The following is a 24,642-nucleotide window of genomic DNA, read 5'->3' as shown; positions in this document are numbered from 1 at the left end:
TAAAGCAAGCAAGCACTGTGGCTTGCTTTATAATTCTAGGTGTTCATTTTATTGTTTTGCAGCACCAAAAGCGGCATTCCAAGATTGATCGTTGCTCTGTGCAAGACCTGCCATTTCTTTTGCATTATTGCCGTAGAATTTACCTTCTACTTGACCATTCGATAGCCTAGTTGAATCGGTTGTCCCTGTAAATGAATTACCTGAAATTTGAGCATTAATTTCTACTTTTACTGGCTGGAGATTTCTATTTGGGATGTTGAGTGAACCTTCTAAGGTTTTATTTCCAAAATCGACATTAAATTTAGATGAACCATGGTAGTAGTCTTCTTCTGGATCTAGTCCATAAATGTTTTCTGCAGAAATAATCGCATCACCAGAATAAGTTGCGGTACCTGATGTTGGCATATTTTGAGTTGGATTTCCGTTGTAGAACATATAGCCATTGCTACTTTCATTTAAAGAATCACTCACACCAAAGCGGATATCGGAATAACGACCACAACATACGTTAAGTTTTCTTTCCTCTACGATTGTAGACGTCCAATCCGGAATATCAGGATCTGGAAACCCAATGATAATATCGACTTCATCTACATTTATAGAGGTTGTGTTGTAATGATTTAATGTTGAGGCTGATGACTTAACATTATCATCACTTCCTGATATTACAATTGCCGTACCTTTCTCGTTTCTCTCCTGTTGGAGTTGATTATTAGATGATTTATTATCAGACGTTTTGTTATCAGATGTTTTATTTGTTTGAGTATTGTTTGATGCATTATTTTGTTGCGGCTGATTATCGCTATTGCCACCGCCACTGCTTCCACAAGCTGAAACAATTAACGCAGCCAGAGCAGCTAAACCAAATCTTGTCAATGAAATTTTTGTTAGTTCCATAAGAGATCTCGTACAATTAATAAATAAAATTAAGATGAATCAGAGTTAAAACGCTGTAAAGTCTATCAAAACTCGTGTAGCTTGTTAAGTGAATAAAAGATGAATTATCAATAACTTAAAAAAACAAAAGCGCAGTCAAAAATGTATAAGATTTTTTGACCGCGCTTTTTTCGTTCATAACAGAGATTATTTCACACGAGAAACATATTCGCCTGAACGGGTATCGACTTTAATCACTTCGCCGATTTGCACGAACAGAGGAACTTTCACTACTGCGCCGGTGCTGAGGGTTGCCGGTTTGCCGCCGGTTCCTGCAGTATCGCCTTTCAAACCCGGATCAGTGTCCACGATTTCTAATTCGACAAAGTTCGGCGGTGTTACCGTGATTGGCGCACCGTTCCATAAGGTGACAATACAATCCGCTTGGTCTAATAACCATTTTTCCGCCTCACCCACAGCTTTCGCATCTGCCGAATACTGTTCGAAGGTTTCTGGGTGCATGAAATACCAAAACGCCTCGTCTTTGTATGAGTAAGTTAAATTAAGATCCATGACATCAGCAGCTTCAACGGAAGTACCGGATTTAAAGTTCACATCCAACACTTTGCCGGAAATTAATTTACGAATACGAGTGCGGGTAAACGCCTGACCTTTACCCGGTTTCACAAATTCGTTTTCGATAATCACGCAAGGCTCGCCGTCTTGCATAAATTTTAGACCCGGTTTGAAATCACTGGTAGTATATGTAGCCATATTAAAATATCCTAGTGTAAGAAAGATGGTTTGAAAAGTGTGTATTTTAACTCAAGATACTGTGATTAGAGAAGAACAAAATTGGCTCGCTATTCTAAAAAATGCAATTTCCGATCCTCAAGTATTACTAAAAATCCTTGATTTACCGGAAAAGGATTTTGAGTATGCATTCAATGCCCGAAAACTTTTTGCTCTTCGGGTTCCTCAGCCTTTTGTTGCAAAAATGGAAAAGAGTAACCCGAATGATCCGCTCTTTTTGCAAGTAATGTGTTCCGATTTGGAATTCGTACAGGCTGAAGGATTTTCAACCGATCCTCTTGAGGAACAAAATGTCAATGCCGCGCCGAATATTTTGCATAAATATAGCAACCGCCTTTTGTTTATGGTAAAAGGCGGTTGTGCGGTGAATTGTCGTTATTGCTTTCGCCGTCATTTTCCTTACGATACGAACCCGGGTAATAAAAAAAATTGGCAGCAGGCATTGGATTACATCGCCGAACATCATGAAATTGAAGAAGTGATATTTTCCGGAGGCGATCCGCTGATGGCGAAAGATCATGAATTGGAATGGCTAATAAAACGTCTTGAAAATTTACCGCACTTACAGCGTTTGCGCATCCACTCCCGCTTACCCGTGGTTATTCCGCAACGTATTACCAATGAATTCTGTGAAATTTTGACAAAAAGCCGTTTGCAAACGGTGCTTGTTACTCACATTAATCATCCTAATGAAATAGATGATCTTTTGGCACAGGCGATGAAGAAACTGAGTGCTGCAAAAGTTACGTTGCTTAATCAATCTGTCTTGTTGAAGGGGATCAACGATGATGCGAAAATCTTGAAAAGATTAGGCGATAAATTATTCCGGATCGGTATTTTGCCCTATTACCTGCATCTATTGGATAAAGTACAAGGGGCAAGCCATTTTGTAGTCGGCGATAAGCAAGCTATGATAATTTACAAAACCTTGCAATCGCTCACTTCCGGTTATCTTGTGCCTAAACTCGCGCGTGAAATTGCCGGTGAGCCAAATAAGACTTTATACGCTGAATAAGATCCGATAAAATACACAAGATTTTTTACCGTACTTTGTGCTTATCGCTAAGACGAATACAGACAATAATTAACTGAGGTAATTCTGTGGATTCTATGAATAACAATCAATCAAACGAAAATAAATCTCAAAACGAACTTGATCTTGGTTTAAACCAAGCGGATGCAGTGACACCAAGAAAACCGGTTCAGTCAAGTGAATCTTTATTGGATAAAGCAAAGGGCTTGAAAGATTTGTTTGGGCGTAAGGAGCAAGTCGGGACCCAATTTCATGTACGTAAAGAGCCGACTTTCGGTGAAGATAGTACACAGCAAGCAGCTCAGCCAAACCCACAATCAAATTTCACTGAAACCGTTAAAATGACGGTTGAAAGCGTTGAACAAAAAGTAGAATCTACCGTTGAATCTGTAGTTAAAAAGATTGAAACAAAAGTAGAAGATGCAGTAGAAAGCTCGACTTCTGTTGCAGAGCAGGCTAAAGAAGCCTTATCTACCGGTGCAACAGCGGCTGCGACAGCCTTGAAACGTCCTGAAAAATGGAAAATTCTTCAAATTTTACCGGAAAAACATCGTCGTCTTTTTATTGCGATTTTAGCGTTGGTTTTACTTTTGATTGTATTTTTTGCGTTAAAACCGAATTCTGATACGGTGGAATCTTTTGAGCAACAAAATAGCAGTGAAATTCCGGTGCAATTTCAATCATTAGATCAGTCTCAACCGGTTGAAACAACCGTGTTGGATAATGTTTCTGTACCGCAGGAAAGTACACCATCAGCAGAAAAACAAGCTCAGACAGAATCCGTCTATACCGCGGAACCGGGCAAAATGGAATATGTCGGCGAGCAAAAAGCGGCAACCGATTTACAAAAAACAACGGAATCCGCATCATCCGGCAATGAAACAAGTTCTCAACCAGTTTCCGCAGTCCCTGTTCGACCTGAGCCGACCAGACCGGTCGAAAACCGCCGTGAAACGGTAAAACAGAAAGGGGTTAAGCCTGCTACTATCCAAGAACGTAAGACTGTAGAAAAAGTAACCGTGAAATCGGTTCAAACTAAAACCGAACCGACACGAAAAGCTACGACTCAAGAAACAAAAGCAACAGCGAAAAACGAACGGAAAGTTCAAATTGTAGAATCAAAACCAGCGACTAATACGGCAAAAGTCGCCTCAATCGGAGCAAGTAAAACCTTAACGGTGCCAAAGGGGGTGTCCCTTATGCAAGTATTCCGTGATAACAATTTGAATATTTCCGATGTGAATGCCATGACCAAAGCAAACGGTGCGGGTAATGCCTTGAGCAGCTTTAAACCGGGTGATAAAGTTCAGATTTCCTTGAATGGGCAAGGGCGTGTAAGTGAGTTATGTTTATCTAACGGATCGAAGTTTATACGTCAATCGGACGGTTCTTATCAATTTAAAAAATAAAATAATGTAAAGGGCGGAAATCCGCCCTTTTTTTGTTCAATTTCGGTGGATATCTATGTTGAAAAAAATATCGTTTATTTTGACCGCACTTTTGCTGAACGGTTGTGTGGAAAATACGCTATTAAGTGAGCCGCTACCACAAAAAATGAAAGTACAAAAGGTGGATAAAACCTCACAGATAGGTTCGGCAAAATTATATCTTTGTAAAGATAACAAGGTAGTGCGGGTAACACATAGCACGGAAAAGAAAAATAAGAAGACTTTGAAACGGGTTACTATCACCTTTAATAATATGACGGAAAAATTAATGTTGGTGATCTCGGAGCGTGGAAAAGATTACGGCAATATTCGCTGGACTTGGCAAGAGCGTGATGATTTGAGTTTGTTGAAAACCAGTGTCGGCAAGATTTTAGCGGAACAGTGTCGATTGAGATCTTCCGAATTATTATCGGGTGAATAAACCGTGCAAACCGATCTTCAACGTGGTTTTGTGCTACATCGCCGCCCTTACAGTGAAACCAGTTTGTTGGTGGATTTATTTACCGAAGAAAGCGGTCGCCTGACGGTGATAGCTAAAGGTGCGAGGGCAAAACGTTCCGCATGGAAATCGGTGCTACAACCTTTCACTCCCTTGTTATTACGTTGGACGGGGAAAAGCGGCTTAAAAACGCTCACAAAGGCAGAACCTGCCGCGATAACTTTACCTTTACAACAAAACGCACTTTATAGCGGTTTCTATGTCAATGAACTGCTTAGCCGTGTTATCGAACCTGAAACGGCTAATCCCCAATTATTCCAACATTATCTAAAATGCTTAACAGGCTTGGCGGCAGAAACCAATATCGAACCTTGCTTACGTTTATTTGAATTTAATTTACTGCAAATTCTCGGCTATGGCGTGGATTTTCTACATTGTGCCGGCTCAGGTTTGCCGGTTGAACCCTCAATGACTTACCGTTATCGAGAAGAAAAAGGCTTTATTGCCTCACTGGTGAAAGATAATCTAACGTTTTACGGACGTGATCTCATAGCCTTTGATGCACTTGACTTTTCCGATGAAGTCGTGCGCCAAGCGGCGAAACGTTTTACTCGCATAGCTTTAAAACATTATCTCGGCGATAAGCCCTTAAAAAGCCGAGAATTATTTACTCAAAACATTCTTTATTTGAAATAATGCTCCTTTATACCAAACCGAAAAAAACAAAACAGCGGCAAACGATCACGGCTGATATTCTTGAATTGGATTATCAAGGATTAGGCGTGGCAAAAGTGAATGGAAAAACTTGGTTTATCGAAAATGCACTGCCACCGGAAAAAGTGGAATGTCTTGTGGTTGAGGAAAAACGCCAATATGGGCGGGCAGTTGCTAAAAAATGGCTTGAAAAAAGTGCATTTCGTGTTTTGCCGCAGTGTAGCTATTATGAGCGCTGCGGGGGCTGTCAAGCCCAACATATTCCTATTGAAATGCAGCGTGAAGCCAAACAGGCGGTATTATTTAAACGTTTGTCAAGACTTCAACCGCAACCCATTGCTTTTCAACCGATGATTTGTGATGAGGCTTGGCGTTATCGCCGCCGAGTTCGTTTAAGCTTATGCTTCAACCCGAAAACCAAGCAAATTGAAATGGGGTTTCGTCAGAAAAATAGCCACGATTTGATCGCGGTGGAACATTGTGAAGTACTCGAACCTGCCATCAATAATTTACTGCCAAAATTGACCGCACTTTTAGCACGTTATTCCAGCCAAAAACAACTTGGTCACATTGAATTAGTCGCCGCAGATAATGGGGTGGCGATGTTGTTGCGTTATACGGGAAATCTCGCCGAAATTGACCGCACTTTGCTGTTGAATTTTGCCGAACAAGAAAACCTTATGCTTTTTTTACAAAATGATGGCGGAATTGAACAAATTTGTGGCAGTTTACCCTATTATCAATTTTCTAACGGCATTAAATTAAATTTTGATATTCGTGATTTTATTCAAATCAATCGCAGGCTAAACGAGAAAATGGTGCAAACCGCACTGGATTGGCTTTCCCTTAGCCCTACGGATCATGTGTTGGATTTATTTTGCGGCATGGGTAATTTCACTCTTCCTATAGCGAAACTAGTTAAAAGTGCGGTGGGAATTGAAGGTGTTTTTGAGATGGTACAAAAGGCTGCACTCAATGCCGAACGCAATCAGATCAATAATATTGAATTTTTTCAGACAAATCTTGACCAACCCTTTATTAATCAACCTTGGGCAAATCAGCCTTTCAACAAAGTTTTGCTTGATCCGCCTCGTAGTGGCGCAGCGTTTGCATTAAAAGCACTTTGTCAATTAAAGGCTGAGAAAATGCTTTATGTTTCTTGTAATCCTGCCACCTTAGTGCGTGATGCGGAAATTTTGCTCGGGTTCGGTTATAAAATAGAAAAGAGCGCAGTGATTGATATGTTTCCCCATACGGGGCATTTGGAATCTATTACGTTATTTTCTACAAAATAAGTAGGTTATTCTGTTACAATGACAGGCTAAAACGGAGTGGCAGGGAGCTACGTTTCTCATCAACAAGGGGGTATTATGGTTGCTGTTCGCGGTTCTCATTTGTTAAATCCGCAAGATTTTGTGATTGAACAATGGTGTATAGGGTTAAAACTGACAGAACAAGCGGAAAAAATGTTGATTAATGCTTGGTATTATTCGCGTGAGCTAATAACTTCCTACCCTGATGAAATGAAAAATGCCACACTGACACTACAATCCGGTGTAGAAATGGTGGAAATTTTGCACGAGCTGAATATGGATGTGGAGAGCCTGATCACCGCTATGCTTTTCCCGATTGTGGCAAATCGTTTGGTCGATTGGGAAGTATTGGAAGAGAAATTCGGTGCGAAAATCCTCAAATTACTTAGAGGTGTTGAGGAAATGGATAATATTCGCCAACTCAATGCCAGCCATTCTGCTAATGCGTTACAAGTGGATAATGTCCGCCGTATGCTACTTGCTATGGTAGATGATTTTCGTTGTGTGATTATTAAACTTGCCGAACGCATAACTTTTCTCCGCGATGCTGAAAATCGCTGTTCCGAAGAAGAAAAAGTTCTTGCTGCCAAAGAATGCTCTAATATTTATGCGCCCTTGGCAAATCGCTTAGGGATCGGACAGCTTAAATGGGAGTTGGAGGATTATTGTTTCCGCTATTTACACCCCGACCAATATCGTGCTATTGCCAAACTATTACAAGAACGTCGACTTGATCGCGAACATTACATCGCCGATTTTGTGGAAGAACTCAGCCGCCATTTGCGTAAGAATATCGATCATGTCGATGTGTACGGTCGCCCAAAACACATTTATAGTATTTGGCGTAAAATGCAGAAAAAACACTTGGAATTTGGTGATTTATATGATGTAAGAGCGGTCAGAATTATCGTCCAAAAATTGCAGGATTGTTATACTGCATTAGGTATTGTTCATACCCATTTCAAACATTTACCAAAAGAATTTGATGATTACGTCGCGAACCCGAAACCTAACGGGTATCAGTCTATTCATACCGTTGTGTTAGGAAAAGGCGGTAAGCCGATTGAAGTGCAAATTCGCACTCAGCAAATGCATGATGATGCAGAATTGGGCGTTGCAGCACACTGGAAGTACAAAGAAGGCACGACAGGCATCATGTCGGCATATGAAGAAAAAATCGCGTGGTTACGCAAATTGCTCGCATGGCAGGATGATATTACCGATTCCGGTGAAGTGATGGCAGAATTACGAAGCCAAGTATTTGATGATCGTGTCTATGTGTTTACTCCAAAAGGGGAGGTGGTGGATTTACCGACCGGTTCGACTCCGCTTGATTTTGCTTATGCCATTCATAGTGAAATCGGTCATCGCTGTATCGGGGCGAAGGTATCGGGGCGGATTGTGCCGTTCACCTATCAATTACAAATGGGCGATCAAATTGAAATTATTACTCAAAAAAATCCAAATCCAAGTCGGGATTGGCTTAATCCGAATTTAGGCTTTACCCATACGGCAAAATCGCGGGCAAAAATTCAGGCATGGTTTAAAAAACAGGATCGTGATAAGAATGTACCGGCAGGAAAAGAATTACTGGATAATGAATTAGCCCGTTTAAATTTCAGCCTCAAACAGATTGAACCTTACGCACTGCCGCGTTATAACTTGAAAAATATAGATGATCTTTATGCGGGAATCGGCAGTGGCGATATTCGTCTTAATCATTTGGTGAACTTTTTACAAAATAAGCTTATCAAAGTAAGCGCTGAACAAGTTGATCAAGAAATTCTGCGTCACGTGGCAAATAAAAGTGCGGTCAATTCTCAGCAAAAAAATCATGGTAAGAATGATTATGTTATTGTAGAAGGCGTAGGAAATTTAATGCATCATATTGCCCGTTGTTGTCAACCTATTCCGGGGGATGCAATTGTCGGCTACATCACAATGGGCCGTGGTATTTCTATTCACCGTAGCGATTGCGAGCAGTTTTTAGATTTGCAAGCGGCACATCCCGAACGAGTGGTGGAATCTATTTGGGGTGAAAATTATGCCAGTGGTTTCCATGTTAATATCCGTATTGTAGCAAGTGATCGTAACGGTTTATTGCGTGATGTTACGACAGTATTGGCAAATGAAAAAATTAGTGTGCTGAGTGTATCCAGTCGTTCTGACACGAAAAAACAATTAGCAACCATTGATATGGAAATCGAGCTCCATAATGTGGAAAGTTTAAGTAAAATCTTGGCTCGAGTTTCAAAATTGAACGATGTGATCGAAGCCAAGCGTTTATAAAATAGGAATCTTTATGCATAAAACAACGGGGTTAACTCACTTAATTAATTCGACAAAATATTCCCTTCAAGGCTTAAAAAGCGCATTCAAGCATGAAACCGCTTTTCGTCATGAATGTTTTCTGGCTGTCATTTTGATTCCGCTTGCCTTTTTCTTGGGAGAAACCAAAATCGAAATCGCTTTGATGGTTTCATCCGTCTTGCTTGTGCTGGCGGTGGAATTGTTAAACAGTGCCGTTGAAGCGGTAGTCGATAGGATCGGCACTGAACGCCACGAACTTTCCGGTCGAGCTAAAGATCAAGGTTCGGCCGCGGTATTTATCGCCCTTTGCATTGTTGGCGTGGTATGGGGAAGTATTTTATTCTTCTAAAGTGCGGTCGGTTTCAAGAAAAATTGCGGCTTATGTGTTGGCATAAGCCGTTTTTTATTGTGCCAATGCTAGACAGTGATTAATTCAACATTGAGCTCTTTAATGGCATGTTGTACAGGCTCAACGAGATTTTTATCACAAATAATGCGATCAAAGCGGGTTAAAGGACAAATATGAAATGTTGCCACTTTGCCATATTTTGATGAGTCCGAGACTAAGATTCTTTGATTGCTGGCATCAAGTAAGGCTTTTTTTACCGGCAATTTATTTTCATCGGGCGTAGTTAAACCTTTCAATGTCCACGATGAAGTGGAAACAAAGGCAATATCGATAGAAAGCTGTCGGAGAAATTGACCGGCAAGTTCTCCAACGGAAGAATGATTCAATTTATTCACGCTCCCACCGATATGAATTAACTCACATTGTCCGTTCGTCATAAGAAAATGAGCAATAGAAAAATCGTTTGTGACCACTAAGAGGTCATTCCGCTCAATTAAACGGTAAGCAATTTCTAATGTTGTGGTGCCGGCATCAAGATAGATCGTCGTATTTGTTGGAATTTGTTGTGCGGCAAATTTGCCGATTTGCTCTTTTTGAGTGTGAAAAAGAAGTGATTTGTCTTGGTGGGTTGGTTCAAAAGACAAATGCTCTTGTATTTTTACGCCGCCCGATATGGACACCACTTTTCCCATTTCTTCTAATTTTTGAATATCTCGGCGAATAGTCATATGAGAAACATTCAGCGATTCAACCAGTTGTGTGATGCTTACCACATCTTTTTGATTGATTAAATTGAGTAACAATTTTTGACGTTCTGCAGGAATCATAAAGTCCTCTCCAAAATTTTCTTCATTATATCGTTTTTTCCTCTTTTTTGTTTTCTTTCTTTTTAACAAAAAATAACATGAATGTTAATTTTTGTGATCGCGTTCACGTTTTTTTATTTTAAAACCTGTCAGAATGCCTCTCATGAAATCAATTAACATTATTGGAGTGAGAGCGATGACAAACAAATCTTATTCGGTTGCCGTAATCGGTTTAGGTGCAATGGGAATGGGGGCTGCGCAATCTTGCGTGAAAGCGGGATTAACCACCTACGGTGTCGATCTAAATATGACGGCACTTGAAAAATTAAAAGAAGACGGTGCTTATGCCGTCGGTCAAAGTGCGGTAGATTTTGCCTCTGATTTAGATGCCGTTGTATTGCTTGTGGTGAATGCCGCACAGGTCAATGCTGTGTTATTTGGTGAAAATGGTTTGGCGGAAAAACTTAATAAGGGTACCGCAGTGATGGTTTCTTCAACCATATCCGCACAGGATGCAAAAGAAATTTCACAAAAATTAACAAGTTTAGAGTTGCTGATGTTAGATGCGCCTGTTTCCGGTGGTGCAGCAAAAGCTGCCAGCGGAGAAATGACAGTCATGGCATCAGGTTCAAAACAGGCGTTTGATAAATTACAGCCCGTACTCGATGCCGTGGCAGGTAAGGTGTACAACATTGGCGAAGAAATTGGCTTGGGTGCAACGGTGAAAATTATTCATCAATTACTTGCAGGCGTACACATTGCCGCAGGCGCGGAGGCGATGGCATTAGCCGCCAAGGCAGGCATTCCTCTTGATTTAATGTATGACGTGGTGACGAATGCGGCAGGTAATTCATGGATGTTTGAAAACCGAATGAAACACGTAGTGGAAGGGGATTATTCTCCGCTCTCCATGGTGGATATTTTTGTGAAAGATTTAGGGTTGGTGAACGATACGGCAAAATCTTTACGTTTCCCGCTTCACCTTGCCAGCACTGCCTATTCTATGTTCACAGAGGCTAGCAATGCCGGCTACGGGAAAGAAGATGACAGTGCAGTGATTAAAATTTTTAGTGGTATTAAATTACCGAAAAAAGGAGCGTAACGATGTTAGGTGTTATTGCGGATGATTTTACCGGTGCGAGCGATATTGCCAGTTTTCTTGTAGAAAACGGTTTGAGTACGGTGCAAATGAATGGCGTACCGAACAAGGCGTTAACGGAAAAAGTCGATGCCATTGTGATTAGCTTAAAGTCTCGTTCAAATCCGGCGGAAGAAGCGATCGAACAATCATTACAAGCGCTTGATTGGCTACAAAAGAGCGGTTGTTCTCAGTTCTATTTTAAATATTGTTCGACCTTTGACAGTACCGAAAAAGGCAATATCGGCCCGGTAACGGATGCCTTATTAGAAGCGCTTAATGACGATTTTACCGTGATTACGCCGGCTTTACCGATTAATGGAAGAACAATTTTTAACGGTTATTTATTTGTCGGCAATGTGTTGCTGAATGAATCCGGTATGCGCCATCACCCGATTACCCCGATGAAAGATGCCAACCTTATACGTTTAATGGATGCACAGGCGAAAGGCAAAACGGGCTTGGTGAGTTATGCGGATGTGATTCAAGGCGCAGATCATGTGAAATCTTGTTTTACCCAATTAAAACAAGCGGGATTCAGTTATGCGGTAGTGGATGCGGCAGATAATAGCCAGCTTGCTGTCCTTGCGGAGGCGGTGAGTGATTTAAAATTAGTGACCGGCGGTTCCGGGCTGGGTGCTTATATGGCGGCGAGATTAAGCGGCGGTAAAAGAGCAGAAGAGGCGTTTGTACCGAAAAAAGCACGAAACATTATTCTTTCCGGTTCTTGTTCCGAGATGACCAATAAGCAAGTGAACGCTTATAAAGAAAAAGCCACTGCGATTTACTTAGAGGTGGAAAAAGCGATAGCAGATGCCGACTATGCCGACACCTTATTTGAACAAGTTTTACCACATATTGATGAACCGCTTGCACCAATGGTTTATGCCACAGTGCCACCTGATGAATTAAAACGGATTCAGGCGCAATTTGGTGCCGAACAGGCAAGCCGGGCAATTGAGCAAACTTTTGCAAAATTAGCACAACGATTAAGAGAAGAAGCCAACGTAGAGAACTTTATCACCGCCGGTGGTGAAACCTCCAGCATTGTTGTGCAAAAACTTGGATTTACCGGCTTTCAAATCGGCAAACAAATTGCACCAGGCGTGCCTTGGTTAAAAGCGTTGGGAGAATCGACCGCACTTGCGTTGAAATCCGGCAACTTCGGCAAAGAAACATTTTTTATTGATGCGCAGGAAATGATGTTATGACTGATTCGGAATTAAAAATACTCATGGTGCAACTTGGTCGTTCTTTCTATGAGAGAGGTTATACCGTCGGTGGTGCGGGAAATCTCTCCGTACGGTTAGATGAAAATCGAATTTTAGTGACACCGACCGGCTCTTCTTTGGGGCGTTTGAAAGCGGAACGACTTTCCGTGTTGGATATGGACGGCAATGTGCTTGAAGGCGATAAACCCTCAAAAGAATCCGTATTCCATTTAGCGATGTATCGTAAAAATCCTGAATGTCGGGCAATTGTCCATCTTCATTCTACTTATTTGACCGCACTTTCTTGTTTGGAAAATCTTGATCCGCAAAATGCAATGAAAGCATTTACGCCTTATTACGTGATGCGGGTCGGCGGCTTGCCGGTGATTCCTTATTATCGCCCCGGCTCGCCTCGTATTGCAGAAGAGTTAGAAGCGCGGGCATTATCCGGCAAAGCCTTTTTACTGGCGAACCATGGTGTGGTGGTAACGGGAAACGATTTGTTGGATGCCGCAGATAATGCGGAAGAGCTGGAAGAAACCGCGAAACTTTTTTTCCTTTTACAAGGAAAACCGATTCGTTATCTCACTGATGACGAAGTGAACGAATTAAAAAACAGGGGGAAATAGCAATGCCCAAATTTGCTGCGAATTTAACCATGATGTTCAACGAAGTTCCTTTTATTGAACGTTTTGCCGCCGCTGCCAAAGCCGGCTTCAAATATATTGAATTTCTTTGGCCTTATGATTACGACATTAAAACCCTTAAGCAAGAGCTGGATAAACACGGCTTACAAGTGGTTCTATTTAATACACCCGCCGGTGACGTATCCAAAGGGGAATGGGGTGTCTCGGCAATTCCGGGGCGTGAGGCGGAAAGCCGTGCGCATATTGATATGGTGCTTGATTATGCCTTAGGTCTAGGTTGCCCCAATGTGCATATTATGGCGGCCGTTGTCCCTGAAGGTGCAGATAAAGCGGAATATCAGCAAACGTTCATTAACAATATTCGTTATGCGTCAGAGAAATTTAAACCTTACGGCGTAAATATTTTACTTGAAGCTTTAAGTCCGGAAGTTAAACCGAATTATCTGTTAAAAAGCCAATACGACACCTTAGCAATCGTGGAACAGGTTGAACGCGATAATGTATTCGTTCAATTAGATTATTACCATGCGCAAAATGTGGACGGTAACTTATCCCGTTTAACGGATAAATTAAACGGCAAATTCGCCCATGTACAGATAGCTTCCGTACCGGATCGTCATGAACCGGATGAAGGTGAAATTAACTACGACTATATTTTCAATAAACTCGATGAAATCGGCTATCAAGGTTTTGTCGGTTGCGAATACAAACCGCGAGGAGAGACAGCTGGCGGTTTGGGATGGTTTGAGAAGTATAAATAAGTCATAAAGTGCGGTTGTTTTTTGCAATGTTTTTTTAAATATGAAAATAGCCGCTTTTTTATTCCCTAAATTTACCTTTTTAAAGGTTCAAGGAGCATTTTTATGAAAATTGTGATCACCGGCGGACAAGGGTTCCTCGGGCAACGCTTGGCAAAAACATTACTTAATCAAACAAAGATTAATGTCGATGAACTTACTCTAATTGATGTGGTGCAGCCTGTCGCCCCGAATAATGATCCCCGCGTAAAATGTATTGAAATGGATCTTCGCCGTCCTAAAGGATTAGAAGAGATTATTACGGCTGAAACGGATGCCGTTTTCCATCTTGCTGCGATTGTAAGTAGCCATGCGGAACAAGATCCTGATCTCGGTTATGAAATTAATTTCTTGGCAACAAAAAATTTGCTTGAAGTTTGTCGCCAAAATAATCCTAAAGTACGTTTCGTTTTTTCAAGTTCGCTTGCCGTATTCGGCGGTGAATTGCCAGCCGTCATTCAAAACGATACTGCGGTTACCCCTCAATCGACCTACGGCACACAAAAAGCAATGAGTGAATTACTCATCAATGACTATACAAGGAAAGGTTTTGTTGATGGTTTTTGTGTTCGTTTACCGACTATTTGTGTTCGTCCGGGAAAACCGAATAAAGCGGCATCTTCTTTTGTGAGTAGCATTATTCGAGAACCGTTGCATGGCGAACAGGCTGTTTGTCCGGTATCGGAAGATTTGCGACTTTGGTTATCAAGCCCGAATACGATTGTTGAGAACTTCATTCATACATTAACGTTACCGTCATTACCACTACGTAGTTGGCATATCATTAATCTTCCGGGGTTCACGGTCAGTGTTAAACAGATGCTTGCCGATTTAGCGAGCGTAAAAGGCGATGGGATTTTGGAAAATATCAAATTTGAGTTTGATCAAAATATTAACAATATCGTGGCAAGTTGGCCGGCTGAAATTAATTGTTCACAAGCTTTAGAACTGGGATTTTCTGTTGATCGGAATTTTAAAGACGTGATTCATCAATTTATTCAATTTGATATGTGACCTATTAACGATAAGGAGTACCTATGCTTGGACTACCTACGCCAATTATTGGCTTAATTATTGCTGTATTCGTTCTTGTTGTTTTGGTGTTAAGAACGCGTGTTCATGCTTTTATTGCGATGTTGATTGCTTCGTCTATTGCCGGTTTAATCGGAGGAATGAGCGTTAATGACACCCTCGGTGCGATAACCAAAGGCTTTGGCGGAACGTTAGGGGGAATTGGGATTGTTATCGGTCTCGGTGTCATGATGGGTAGTGTTTTGGAAGTGTCGGGCGCGGCTGAAAAAATGGCATTTAGCTTCATTAAGTTCCTCGGTAAAAAGAAAGAAGAATGGGCATTGGCGATTACCGGTTATGTTGTGAGTATCCCTATTTTTGTGGATTCGGCCTTTGTTATTTTATATCCGGTTGCTAAAGCGTTGGCTAAAAACGGAAAGCGCTCGTTACTGACATTGGGCGTTGCGCTTGCTGGTGGTTTAGTGGTTACTCACCATACCGTTCCGCCAACACCGGGACCGTTAGGGGTTGCAGGTTTGTTCGGGGTGGATATCGGTGCAATGTTACTTGTCGGTATGTCATTTGCCGTATTGCCGGTAGTTGGCATGGTTTTATATGCGAAATGGTTAGATAAAAAATATCCGACTTTCAACCAAGAATCTTTTTCTACGGAAGAATTAAAACAAAAATATGATGATTATATTGAGAAACACGAGAAGAAAAATCTTCCAAGCTTAGGGCTATCGTTACTTCCAATCGTGCTACCGATTCTGCTCATCTTTATTAAAGCGATTCTTGATTTAGCAATTAAGAGTAGTCCGGCAATTGCAGAGATGCAAATCTACCACTTCTTTGCTTTTATTGGACATCCAATGATTGCATTAGCGTTAAGCGTCTTAATTTCCGTTTACACGTTACTGCCTAAAGTAGATAAAAATACGACCGCACTTCACCTTGAAGAAGGGGTGAAAACAGCAGGAATTATTTTGTTGGTGACAGGTGCCGGTGGCGCATTAGGCGCGGTATTGCGCGATAGTGGCGCCGGCAAACAATTAGCGGAACAAATTGCCGGTTTGCCGATTTCGCCTATTTTAATTCCTTTTATTGTGTCTACGCTTGTCCGTTTTATTCAGGGCTCCGGCACGGTGGCGATGATCACGGCAGCATCAATTTCCGCTCCAATTTTAGCTCAAATTCCGGGAGTGAATATGTTGCTCGCAGCTCAAGCTGCAACAATGGGATCGCTTTTCTTTGGCTATTTTAACGATAGTTTATTCTGGGTGGTTAACCGAATGATGGGTATTAACGATGTGAAGAAACAAATGATCGTTTGGTCTGTCCCTACTACAATCGCGTGGGCAATTGGGGGAAGCCTGGTGATTCTTGCTAATTTAATCTGGGGTGATGACGGTTCGATAACGGATTTAATTTTCCCATTAGGCATCCTTGCGTTAATCATGGGGTACGTTCGGATTCAGAGTAAGAAATTATAACGGCTAATCTGTTGAGTGGGAGGGCGAGTTCTCTCGCTCAATCAATATTAAACGTTTTACCATTACAAACTAAGTAGGGAGTTCGTCCATATTGTCATTATTACGTAGACAGTAACTCGCTTTATAGGAAGGAGAGATTGATATGTTCAAAAGAATATTTATTGGTATCGCTTTATTTTTTGCACTCTCTCATGTTTGGGCTCAAGAGGATAGTCCTAAATCGGGAAAACCGATACAGGTTACACTACTGGCTGAAATTACTTCATTAGGTCAAAGGGTAACGGGGGTTGTGTTGGAATATGAAGATAATGTTTTGGCAAGCAGTGATTTGAGATATTCGTACCAAGTTTTTACCCAATTGGAAGAAAAAGAAAAGCGACCTCGTTCTATTATTCGAGCCTACGTTAATGATTTGCCGGAAAAGGCGGTGCAAGCCAAATCAGGTAAATTTGTTATTCTCGAATTAGACGATAGAGAGGCTAATGCGGCTTTATATTCGTTGAAACCGGATAATCAGCAAGCTATGAAATTTCAAGCAAGAGATAATGCCGGCAACATTGTTGAGATTGATAAAGTGCAGGGAATAAAGGTTCCGCAATATTATGGCAAGAAGTTAGTCTATCAAATTGATCAAACCGGATATATAAAGCTCTCCAATGGGAAAACCGTTGAACGAAATTCAGTGTCTTTGAATACTGAAAAAGATCATATTAAAACCTTATTTATTGATGATTTTTCCGAACAAGCGGCGATGCTTAGTGAAAATAATCGCTTGAAATATCGTTTTTATCGTCCTGATTTAAGGGAGAATAAAAAATACCCTCTCACTGTTTTCTTACATGGATCCGGTCAAGTCGGTACGGATAATTTGGCTCATCTTGTTTCAAATAAAGGGGCAATTTCGACACTACAATATGAAGAAGGCTTTGTTCTCGCCCCTCAATACAGTACGGTTTTTGATCCTTTTGATGATAAACATAAGGGGCAAAAAGGCGGTATTCACTGGCAAACCCAAAATCGAGTGAATTTAGTATTAAAGATGATCGATGATGTCGTGCAGCAAAATCCTGCTATTGATAAAGAGCGTATTTATTTGGTTGGCTTGTCTCGAGGTGCGGAAGGTGTGCTAAATCTTTTACTAAAACGACCGCACTTTTTTGCCGGTGCATTGTTAGCAAGTGGAAGGGAAGCTTATACAACGGAATGGATTGATGGTAATGCCAATAAAGGAAATTTAGCGTCAATTAAAAATGTGCCTATGTGGTTTTTCCATAGTAAGGAAGATCAAATTTCACCGGTTAAAGGTTCTCGCATTAACTATGAAATTTTGCATAACCAACTTCACGCCCCTTACGTGAGATATACCGAGTTTACCACAGAAAAAACGGGCGATAATGGCATCGTGAATAATAATCCGCACAATACTTGGGACGTTATTTTTAACAGCCCAGAAGTCATGCAATGGTTATTACAACAACGTCGTGCAATGCACAAAAATGAAAATTAATTAATGGGGAGACAGTTATGTACGTCTATTTATCATACCCACTTGATGTGAATGATCCCGGGTTTCCGGGGGAACCGACATTAACACTAGAATGCTGTACTAACACGGATCATGGCGATGTGTATAACAGTTCGAAAATTCATTTATTTAACCATTTTGGTACACATTTTGATGCGCCACGTCATTTTAATCCAAAGGGCGTGACGATTACGGAATTGCCCTTGAGTCAATTTATTTATGAATCTCCTTTGGTTCTTGATATTCCTAAGAAAAATGGAGAACTGATAGAACCTCAAGATTTTCAACCGCACTTGGCGGATATTCAACGGGCGGATTGCTTGATTATTCGTACCGGGTTGGAAACTTCACGTAAAGAAAACCCGCAGGAGTATGCTGAAAATGGCGGCGCATTGAGTATTCAAGCCGCACAGTATTTAATTGATCACGCTCAAAATCTGAAAGCGGTAGGATTTGATTTCATCTCTTTAGCTTCACCGGCACATCCTGATCATGGTGTAAAAGCACATCAAATTTTGTTGGGAATGTTTAGTGATGATTTTATTTGCATTATTGAAGATATGACGCTCGCTCATTTAGATAAAGCAAAATTAAAACGCATTTTTGCTTTACCGCTCAGAGTGAAGGGCATTGATAGTGCGCAAGTCACCGTGTTAGCTGAAGTGGAGGGGAGCTAATGAAAATTGGGAAAAAACCATTTTTATGGACTTTCTGTTTGTTAATCTTGAGTTTATGCGGCGCTTATTTTTCTTCTTTAATTGAAAATGATTTTGGGCGTATAGATGTGCGCGTTGTTAGTTTTATCACAGAAGAAAATCAACCTATGGTGGCGAAATTATATCGCCCTCATTCCGCTACGGCAGAAACACCCAAACCAGGATTGCTTGCATTACACGGTTATCAAAGTGATAAAGAGGCGACAACGACTTTTGGCGCTTTAGAATTGGCGAAACGGGGTTTCGTTGTACTCGCAATTGATCATTTCGGGCATGGTTATTCCACCAAATTACCGGCATCAAATAAGAATATGAGCGGTGCCAATAATGGCTATCAGTATTTGAAACAATTACCTTTTGTGGATGCTCAACGTTTAGGTATTTTTGGGCATTCTACCGGTGCACTAAATGCGATTCGCGTGGCAAAATTAAATCCGGATCATCGTGCGATTAATGGACTAAGTTCTAATGGTGGAGATGCTGGTTTAAATAATTATTTGCTCACTCAAGGTTTGTATGAGGAAATTGGCGGATATCGTGAAAGAACTTTTCCCGTTAAATCATTAGTGCATAATGAAAATCGCTTAAAAGCATTCTCGTTGGCGCCAAGTGAGACGTTAAAATGGGATCACACTTATGGTAATTTTAACGATGGTTCTGCACGTAGAGCAGCATTAGTCAACGGAACGCATCTCGGCGTGATGATTTCTTCTCACAGTAATAAGGAAGCGATTCAGTGGTTTAATCAAACGTTGCAGAATGCAGAGCGGGATTCCGACTGGATTGAGCCTGATCAGCAAACTTATTGGTATAAAGAGTTTGCCGGATTATTTGCATTAATTTGTGCGATAGGATCGGCGTTATGCTTGGCAAACGGGTTATTAAAGTGCGGTTATTTTTCATCAATTACTCAGACTATCACCCCAAAAATGGCAGTAACGACGTCTCGCTGGCGGATATTTGCTCTTATCAATATTGTTGCCACAATTGTGTTATATCCTATTTTCACCCAGTGGGGCGGGGCTAACGAACCTATTGCCGCCACCTTCTCATTTATGCCGTTAGAAATGGGCAACGGAATTGTGACTTGGTTAGTAGTGAGTGCGTTGATTAATTTAATCTTTTTCTTAGTATGGAAAAAATCAACGCAAATTTCTTTAGCAGAATTTGGGGTTTGCAGCAATAATCAAGACATATCGACACGGACGTTAATTTTTCGCTCATTAGTGTTAGCCATATTGCTGATTTTTTGGTTATACGCCATCGCAAATTTTGTACAGCTTTATTGGGGCGTCGAATTGCGTTTCTTGTGGCCGCTACTCAAACCGCTAACGGCTGAACGTTTCGATTTATTCCCAATTTATTGGTTGCCTATTTTGTTCTTTTTCTTCATTTTTTATGGGTTAATTATTTCTGTGCAAATGAAGCAAAAAGCTGCAACCTCATTTACTAAAACGTTGTGCGTATGGACATTAAAGAGTAGTGTTTTTGCCGCAGGCGGATTAATCATTTTATGGTGTTTCCACTTTATTCCGGCATTTATGCAAATAGGACCAATGTTTGATGTACTCGGGTTACCGCAGTTCGGTGGTCGATGGATGATGATGCTTGTCGTGATTATTCCGCAGATCATTGCCTTTGTTTTTATCAATTACTGGTGTTATTTAAAAACAGGCTATATTTATCTAGGTGTATTTTTAACATCTCTGTTAATGACTTGGATTATGGTCGGGGGGCAAGTTATCGGGCGTTTTTTAGCATAAATTGTATTTTTCTTATTTTAGTCAAAATAAAAGTGCGGTCATAAAATTGAATGAAATTTTGACCGCACTATAATAAAAAATCTTCTCTTTCATTTTTGTCGCATCCCCCCTTATATTTCAAAAAAGTTGTCAATTAACCAAAGTTGTTATATTTTTAGTCAGTCTGATAAAAAATCAGAGCTATTTCTACAACCTAAAGTCATAAATGAATAACCGTTTCCCTCTCAATAGGAGCGCTTATGGCAGTTCAATCCGATTATCGTTATAGCCTCACGGTCAACGGCAAAAGCCAATTTGATGTGGTCAGTTTTGTATTGACCGAACATTTATCCTCCCCTTTTCGTGCTGAGTTGGAATTAGCTGGGTTTGATACCCCCCCCAACTTCGCCGATATTTTAAACCACCCCGCCACCTTAATCTTCTGGCAAGATGAGATGCCGATTCGTTATCTTAACGGTATCGTCACTGCCTTCAAACAACAAGAAAGCGGTTTTTCCCGCACCCGTTATAATATGGTGATTGAGCCGGCCTTATCCCGCGCTAATTTACAAGCGGATTTGCGTATTTTCCAACAACAAGACAGCCAACAGATTATTGAAACCCTGTTGCGTAAAAATCAGGTGACCCAACATCAGTTTCATTTTACCGATGCCTACTGGACGCGGGAATACTGTGTACAATACCGCGAAACCGATTTAGCCTTTATTGAACGCTTAGCGGCAGAAGAAGGCACGTACTATTATTTTGAACATACCGCCGAAAATCATATTTTACATTTTTCCAACAGTACCGAGCTTGCGGAATCAAAAGGGCGGCTATTATATAATGCGATGCCGGCAGGCGAGCGCCCGGAAGCGGCTGTGTGGCATTGGTCCTATGAAGAAAAACTGGCCGGCACGCAACAAACACTACGGGATTATACCTTTACTCATCCGCGTTACAACCAAGAACACCAAGCGGTACACAACACGGCTAACATCTTCGGCGAAAACCGTGATACTCAATATGAGTTTTACGACTACCCGGGGCGTTATAAACGGGATGCACAGGGTAAGCCGTTTACCCGCTACCGTTTGGAGTATCTCCAACGTGAGGCCGAGCTCGCTACCGCCAAAAGTGACGATTTGCGGGTGATGCCGGGGTATTGCTTCGGTTTAATCGGTCATAGCCGAACCGACTACAATCGAGATTGGCTGGTTGTTGGCGTCACCCATAGCGGTTGGCAGAGTGGCGTATTGGAAGAAGAGAGCGGCGAGCAAGGCAATCGTTATGAAAACGACATCAAACTGATACCGCAGGGACGACAATGGCGTCCTACTCCCCAGCCAAAACCGCACGTGGACGGACTTCAGGTGGCGCATGTGGTGGGGCCGGCAGACGAAGAAATTTACTGTGACGAATGGGGGCGGGTGAAAGTCCAGTTCCCATGGGACAGACAGGGTAATAATGATGAACACAGCTCTTGTTGGATACGGGTGAGCCAAGGTTGGGCGGGGGCGCAGTTTGGCGCAATGGCCATTCCGCGCATCGGACATGAAGTGTTGGTCGGTTTTCTGGAGGGGGATCCGGACCAACCGATTATTACCGGGCGTACCTATCACGGTACTACAGAGCCGCCTTATCCGTTGCCGATCCATAAAACCCGCATGACGATTAAATCCAAAACCCATAAGGGGGAGGGGTTTAACGAATTACGTTTCGATGATGAAAAAGAGCAAGAAGAAATCTTTATTCATGCGCAAAAAAACCAAAACAATGTGGTGAATCACGACGAAACTACCAAAGTCGGTCGTAATCGCACCGAAAAAGTCGGCCGTCATGAAAAAATCACCGTCGGGAAAAACCGCTCGCAAACCATCAAGCAAAATGAGTTGCTCACGGTAGGCTTTAACCGGATGACCAACATCGCCATGAACGAGTTACATAATGTGGGGATGATGCGCAGTCTGAATGTGTTGCTGAACCAAAAGGAAATGGTCGGTCAGGACTTTGATTTAACGGTGGGCAAGGATTACCGCATTGATGTAGGCAATAATACCCACCTTAGCACTGCGCAATTATTAACGATGATAAGCCAAAATATGCACGTCACCGGCAAAGATGAAATTCGCTTAGACAGCAAAGGCGGTCAGATTCATCTTAATGAAAAGGGAATTACCTTAAAAGGCGTCGTCACCATTGAAGGGCCGCTCACGGTTAAAGGCGAGGCGATGGCAGGCGGCCGTTCGGTGGAAGGAGAATGTATCGCCTGTAAGCAGGCTGCGGCGGTCGGGCGACCGGTCAATCCGATTTTGGGGATTAAACTGCTGACTAATGAAGTGGATTTTGCCTTACCGGGGCTGTTACCGCTCACTTGGCGTCGATCATATTACTCGGATATTCCGGCGGGGGAAACGGGGAACTGGTTGGGGCAAGGTTGGCGGGTGAACGGCAGTCAATGGATAGAGGGGCGGTTAGAGCAGACGGTAGAGTTAGACAAGCCGCTGAATGAAGGACAAAAAACACCGCCGATATCGACCGCACTTGAATCCTTTTACTATCTTGACGAACAAGGTCGTGAAATTGCGTTGCCGCGCGAGATTGACGGCACGCCGATATTTATTCAAGCCGAACAGATTTGGGTGCGCTATCTGGGGGCGGATACGATTGAAATTGCCAATACGACAAAGTCGGTGCGAATGACATTTCGTTATCTGAGTTCGCAACCGGTCGGACAGGCGCAAGACGGGCAAACGTCAATCCGTTATTTCACCTTGCAGGCGATTGAAGACAACCACGGCAACCGCCAACAGTTCTTATACGGGCAAGGGTTATACGGACAATATCCGCTACCTTATGCCGTCACAGACGGTAACGGACGGATCTTTGCGTTACAGTTTAAGAACACTTCCCTCAATCCCCAAGCGTCTGACTGCTCACCACAGTGGCGGCTGACCGATATTTACTTATTACCCCAACCCTTTTCCGTGGTCAATCTCACCCAATTACAAGAAACCTTGCAAAAACACACCGCACTTTCCGCCCCGGACGATCCCCTGCTTGGGAAAAAATTAGTCTCTTACCGCTACAATGCCGAAGGAGATTTAATTGAAGTAAAAGACAGCTTGGGCGATGCGGTACGTAAATTCGCCTATCGCAATCACCTGATGATTGCTCATGAAGACGCCGCAGGCTTAGTTTCCACCTATGAGTATGACCAATATACCCCAAGCGGCAAAGTGATACGTAATACCACAAGCCTCGGCGATCGTTGGGAGTTTGCCTATTTCCTGAGCTATACACAAGTGACCGACGCGCTGGGGCGAAAGGAAGCCTACTATTTTGACGAACATCACGAATTAGTTAAATTCGTCTCGGCAAACGGACAGGCAACGCTGCAAGAGAGAGACAAATTAGGCAGGGTGTTAAGTCAAACCGCTCCGTCTGGACAAACCAGTTATTTTGAATATAACCCGCAAGGACAGATGACCAAGCTCACCCGCCCGGATAATGTGATGTTGTATTTTATGTATGACAACAACGGACGGCTAACCGGACAAACCGATGCCCTTGGCAATATGACAGGTTACCGCTATGACGAACGCGGCAACCTGGTCGAACGCCTTGATGCGTTAAAACAAACGACCGGCTATGCTTACACCGACAACGGATTGTTAAGTCAGATAACCGATCCGCTTGGCAACAATACTCTCTTTACCTACGATGATAACGCTCAATTAGCTCAGGTTACCGACTGCTCGGGCAATCAAACCCGATTTAGCTATAACGAATGGGGGCAGCTTACCACGCAAACCGATGCGCTCGGTCACACCACCGGCTATGACTACAATGAACGTCAACAACTGATTGCAATGATGTTACCGAACCAAAGCCGCACCACGTATCGTTACGACAACGCAGGGCGTATGGCAGCGGTTATCGACCCGCAGGGCAACAAAACCGCCTACCAATACCGGGCTGACGGCTTACTGACAGTGAAAACCAATGCTCAAGGTCATCGTTTCCAATACCATTACGACCAGGCGAGCAGATTAGTGGGACTGACTAACGAAAACCATGCCGCCTACCGTTTTGTATATGACGAATCGGACAGGGTGATTTGGGAAAAAGGCTTTGATGATAAGCTCACGCAATATGAATACGACGAAAACGGTCAACTCAGTAAACAAACGGAGTACGGTATCAGTGAGACAATCATATCGAACACGCCGAATCAGGCGGCAATCCGAGAAACCGCCTT

General features: G+C 42.3%; 20 protein-coding genes. 17 read left to right on the top strand and 3 right to left on the bottom strand.

Going from position 1 to position 24,642, the window contains the following annotated elements; genetic code table 11:
* Positions 1–48: 48 nt before the first annotated feature.
* Both BKL51_RS05785 and efp read right to left on the bottom strand, forming a co-directional pair.
* Entirely contained in the window at positions 49–897 is an 849-nt protein-coding gene (locus BKL51_RS05785; protein ID WP_077465791.1) for a Slam-dependent surface lipoprotein, read from the bottom strand.
* A gap of 186 nt (positions 898–1,083) precedes the next feature.
* The gene (gene efp, locus BKL51_RS05780; protein WP_077465790.1) at positions 1,084–1,650 is read right to left on the bottom strand and encodes an elongation factor P; all 567 of its coding nucleotides are present in this window, start codon (positions 1,648–1,650) and stop codon (positions 1,084–1,086) included.
* A gap of 37 nt (positions 1,651–1,687) precedes the next feature.
* Between efp and epmB the strand changes: the two genes are divergently transcribed.
* The 7 genes from epmB (at position 1,688) to BKL51_RS05745 (ending at position 9,295) form a co-directional block, all read left to right on the top strand.
* Positions 1,688–2,704: an EF-P beta-lysylation protein EpmB gene (gene epmB / locus BKL51_RS05775; protein ID WP_077465789.1), complete on the top strand. Its 1,017-nt coding sequence runs from the start codon at positions 1,688–1,690 to the stop codon at positions 2,702–2,704.
* Positions 2,705–2,799: 95 nt separating this feature from the next.
* A complete protein-coding gene (oapA, locus tag BKL51_RS05770) occupies positions 2,800–4,131 on the top strand; it encodes an opacity-associated protein OapA (RefSeq protein WP_198930110.1) in 1,332 nt (443 codons plus the stop codon).
* Between the two features lie 55 nt (positions 4,132–4,186).
* A complete protein-coding gene (locus tag BKL51_RS05765) occupies positions 4,187–4,591 on the top strand; it encodes an MliC family protein (RefSeq protein WP_077465787.1) in 405 nt (134 codons plus the stop codon).
* Between the two features lie 3 nt (positions 4,592–4,594).
* Entirely contained in the window at positions 4,595–5,305 is a 711-nt protein-coding gene (gene recO, locus BKL51_RS05760; protein ID WP_077465786.1) for a DNA repair protein RecO, read from the top strand.
* The gene (gene rlmD / locus BKL51_RS05755) at positions 5,302–6,618 is read left to right on the top strand and encodes a 23S rRNA (uracil(1939)-C(5))-methyltransferase RlmD (protein ID WP_077465785.1); all 1,317 of its coding nucleotides are present in this window, start codon (positions 5,302–5,304) and stop codon (positions 6,616–6,618) included. The genes recO and rlmD overlap by 4 nt, the downstream gene beginning before the upstream one ends.
* Positions 6,619–6,693: 75 nt before the next feature.
* Entirely contained in the window at positions 6,694–8,925 is a 2,232-nt protein-coding gene (relA, locus tag BKL51_RS05750; RefSeq protein WP_077465784.1) for a GTP diphosphokinase, read from the top strand.
* A 13-nt stretch (positions 8,926–8,938) separates the two neighbouring features.
* Positions 8,939–9,295 (top strand): diacylglycerol kinase, encoded by a 357-nt coding sequence (locus BKL51_RS05745; protein WP_077465783.1) that lies wholly within the window; start codon positions 8,939–8,941, stop codon positions 9,293–9,295.
* 68 nt (positions 9,296–9,363) lie between these two features.
* Here the strand turns inward: BKL51_RS05745 and BKL51_RS05740 are convergent, their stop codons facing one another.
* Complete coding sequence (locus BKL51_RS05740) at positions 9,364–10,122, bottom strand: DeoR/GlpR family DNA-binding transcription regulator (RefSeq protein WP_077465782.1); 759 nt, start codon at positions 10,120–10,122, stop codon at positions 9,364–9,366.
* Positions 10,123–10,297: 175 nt separating this feature from the next.
* Between BKL51_RS05740 and ltnD the strand changes: the two genes are divergently transcribed.
* The 10 genes from ltnD to tssI form a co-directional block, all read left to right on the top strand.
* Positions 10,298–11,203, top strand: a complete 906-nt coding sequence (ltnD, locus tag BKL51_RS05735) for an L-threonate dehydrogenase (RefSeq protein WP_077465781.1) — start codon at positions 10,298–10,300, stop codon at positions 11,201–11,203.
* Positions 11,204–11,205: 2 nt separating this feature from the next.
* Positions 11,206–12,450: a 3-oxo-tetronate kinase gene (otnK, locus tag BKL51_RS05730; protein WP_077465780.1), complete on the top strand. Its 1,245-nt coding sequence runs from the start codon at positions 11,206–11,208 to the stop codon at positions 12,448–12,450.
* Complete coding sequence (locus tag BKL51_RS05725; RefSeq protein ID WP_077465779.1) at positions 12,447–13,079, top strand: aldolase; 633 nt, start codon at positions 12,447–12,449, stop codon at positions 13,077–13,079. Before otnK ends, BKL51_RS05725 begins: the two co-directional genes overlap by 4 nt.
* A 2-nt stretch (positions 13,080–13,081) precedes the next feature.
* Complete coding sequence (gene otnI / locus BKL51_RS05720; protein ID WP_077465778.1) at positions 13,082–13,858, top strand: 2-oxo-tetronate isomerase; 777 nt, start codon at positions 13,082–13,084, stop codon at positions 13,856–13,858.
* A 102-nt stretch (positions 13,859–13,960) separates the two neighbouring features.
* Positions 13,961–14,908: a D-erythronate dehydrogenase gene (denD, locus tag BKL51_RS05715; RefSeq protein ID WP_077465777.1), complete on the top strand. Its 948-nt coding sequence runs from the start codon at positions 13,961–13,963 to the stop codon at positions 14,906–14,908.
* Positions 14,909–14,931: 23 nt separating this feature from the next.
* Positions 14,932–16,398, top strand: a complete 1,467-nt coding sequence (locus BKL51_RS05710; RefSeq protein ID WP_077465776.1) for a gluconate:H+ symporter — start codon at positions 14,932–14,934, stop codon at positions 16,396–16,398.
* A 142-nt stretch (positions 16,399–16,540) separates the two neighbouring features.
* Positions 16,541–17,905: an alpha/beta hydrolase-fold protein gene (locus BKL51_RS05705; protein ID WP_077465775.1), complete on the top strand. Its 1,365-nt coding sequence runs from the start codon at positions 16,541–16,543 to the stop codon at positions 17,903–17,905.
* A 17-nt stretch (positions 17,906–17,922) separates the two neighbouring features.
* On the top strand, positions 17,923–18,600 hold the full coding sequence (locus tag BKL51_RS05700) for a cyclase family protein (protein ID WP_077465774.1): 678 nt from the start codon (positions 17,923–17,925) through the stop codon (positions 18,598–18,600).
* On the top strand, positions 18,600–20,402 hold the full coding sequence (locus BKL51_RS05695; RefSeq protein ID WP_077465773.1) for a serine aminopeptidase domain-containing protein: 1,803 nt from the start codon (positions 18,600–18,602) through the stop codon (positions 20,400–20,402). The genes BKL51_RS05700 and BKL51_RS05695 overlap by 1 nt, the downstream gene beginning before the upstream one ends.
* A 239-nt stretch (positions 20,403–20,641) precedes the next feature.
* A partial coding sequence (tssI, locus tag BKL51_RS05690) for a type VI secretion system tip protein TssI/VgrG (protein WP_143530555.1) occupies positions 20,642–24,642 on the top strand: 4,001 nt, incomplete at its 3' end.

This window comes from Rodentibacter sp. Ppn85 (assembly GCF_001999335.1).
In the GTDB taxonomy this organism is placed as follows: Bacteria; Pseudomonadota; Gammaproteobacteria; order Enterobacterales; family Pasteurellaceae; genus Rodentibacter.
This window is presented reverse-complemented; position numbering and strand designations above follow the sequence as displayed.

What these genes read in the sequence shown, in the direction of transcription:
- BKL51_RS05785 (WP_077465791.1), bottom strand. Translation starts at nt 897, where the DNA reads ATGGAACTAACAAAAATTTCATTGACAAGATTTGGTTTAGCTGCTCTG.
- efp (WP_077465790.1), bottom strand. Translation starts at nt 1,650, where the DNA reads ATGGCTACATATACTACCAGTGATTTCAAACCGGGTCTAAAATTTATG.
- oapA (WP_198930110.1), top strand. Translation starts at nt 2,800, where the DNA reads ATGAATAACAATCAATCAAACGAAAATAAATCTCAAAACGAACTTGAT.
- BKL51_RS05765 (WP_077465787.1), top strand. Translation starts at nt 4,187, where the DNA reads ATGTTGAAAAAAATATCGTTTATTTTGACCGCACTTTTGCTGAACGGT.
- relA (WP_077465784.1), top strand. Translation starts at nt 6,694, where the DNA reads ATGGTTGCTGTTCGCGGTTCTCATTTGTTAAATCCGCAAGATTTTGTG.
- BKL51_RS05745 (WP_077465783.1), top strand. Translation starts at nt 8,939, where the DNA reads ATGCATAAAACAACGGGGTTAACTCACTTAATTAATTCGACAAAATAT.
- BKL51_RS05740 (WP_077465782.1), bottom strand. Translation starts at nt 10,122, where the DNA reads ATGATTCCTGCAGAACGTCAAAAATTGTTACTCAATTTAATCAATCAA.
- ltnD (WP_077465781.1), top strand. Translation starts at nt 10,298, where the DNA reads ATGACAAACAAATCTTATTCGGTTGCCGTAATCGGTTTAGGTGCAATG.
- otnK (WP_077465780.1), top strand. Translation starts at nt 11,206, where the DNA reads ATGTTAGGTGTTATTGCGGATGATTTTACCGGTGCGAGCGATATTGCC.
- BKL51_RS05725 (WP_077465779.1), top strand. Translation starts at nt 12,447, where the DNA reads ATGACTGATTCGGAATTAAAAATACTCATGGTGCAACTTGGTCGTTCT.
- otnI (WP_077465778.1), top strand. Translation starts at nt 13,082, where the DNA reads ATGCCCAAATTTGCTGCGAATTTAACCATGATGTTCAACGAAGTTCCT.
- denD (WP_077465777.1), top strand. Translation starts at nt 13,961, where the DNA reads ATGAAAATTGTGATCACCGGCGGACAAGGGTTCCTCGGGCAACGCTTG.
- BKL51_RS05710 (WP_077465776.1), top strand. Translation starts at nt 14,932, where the DNA reads ATGCTTGGACTACCTACGCCAATTATTGGCTTAATTATTGCTGTATTC.
- BKL51_RS05705 (WP_077465775.1), top strand. Translation starts at nt 16,541, where the DNA reads ATGTTCAAAAGAATATTTATTGGTATCGCTTTATTTTTTGCACTCTCT.
- BKL51_RS05700 (WP_077465774.1), top strand. Translation starts at nt 17,923, where the DNA reads ATGTACGTCTATTTATCATACCCACTTGATGTGAATGATCCCGGGTTT.
- BKL51_RS05695 (WP_077465773.1), top strand. Translation starts at nt 18,600, where the DNA reads ATGAAAATTGGGAAAAAACCATTTTTATGGACTTTCTGTTTGTTAATC.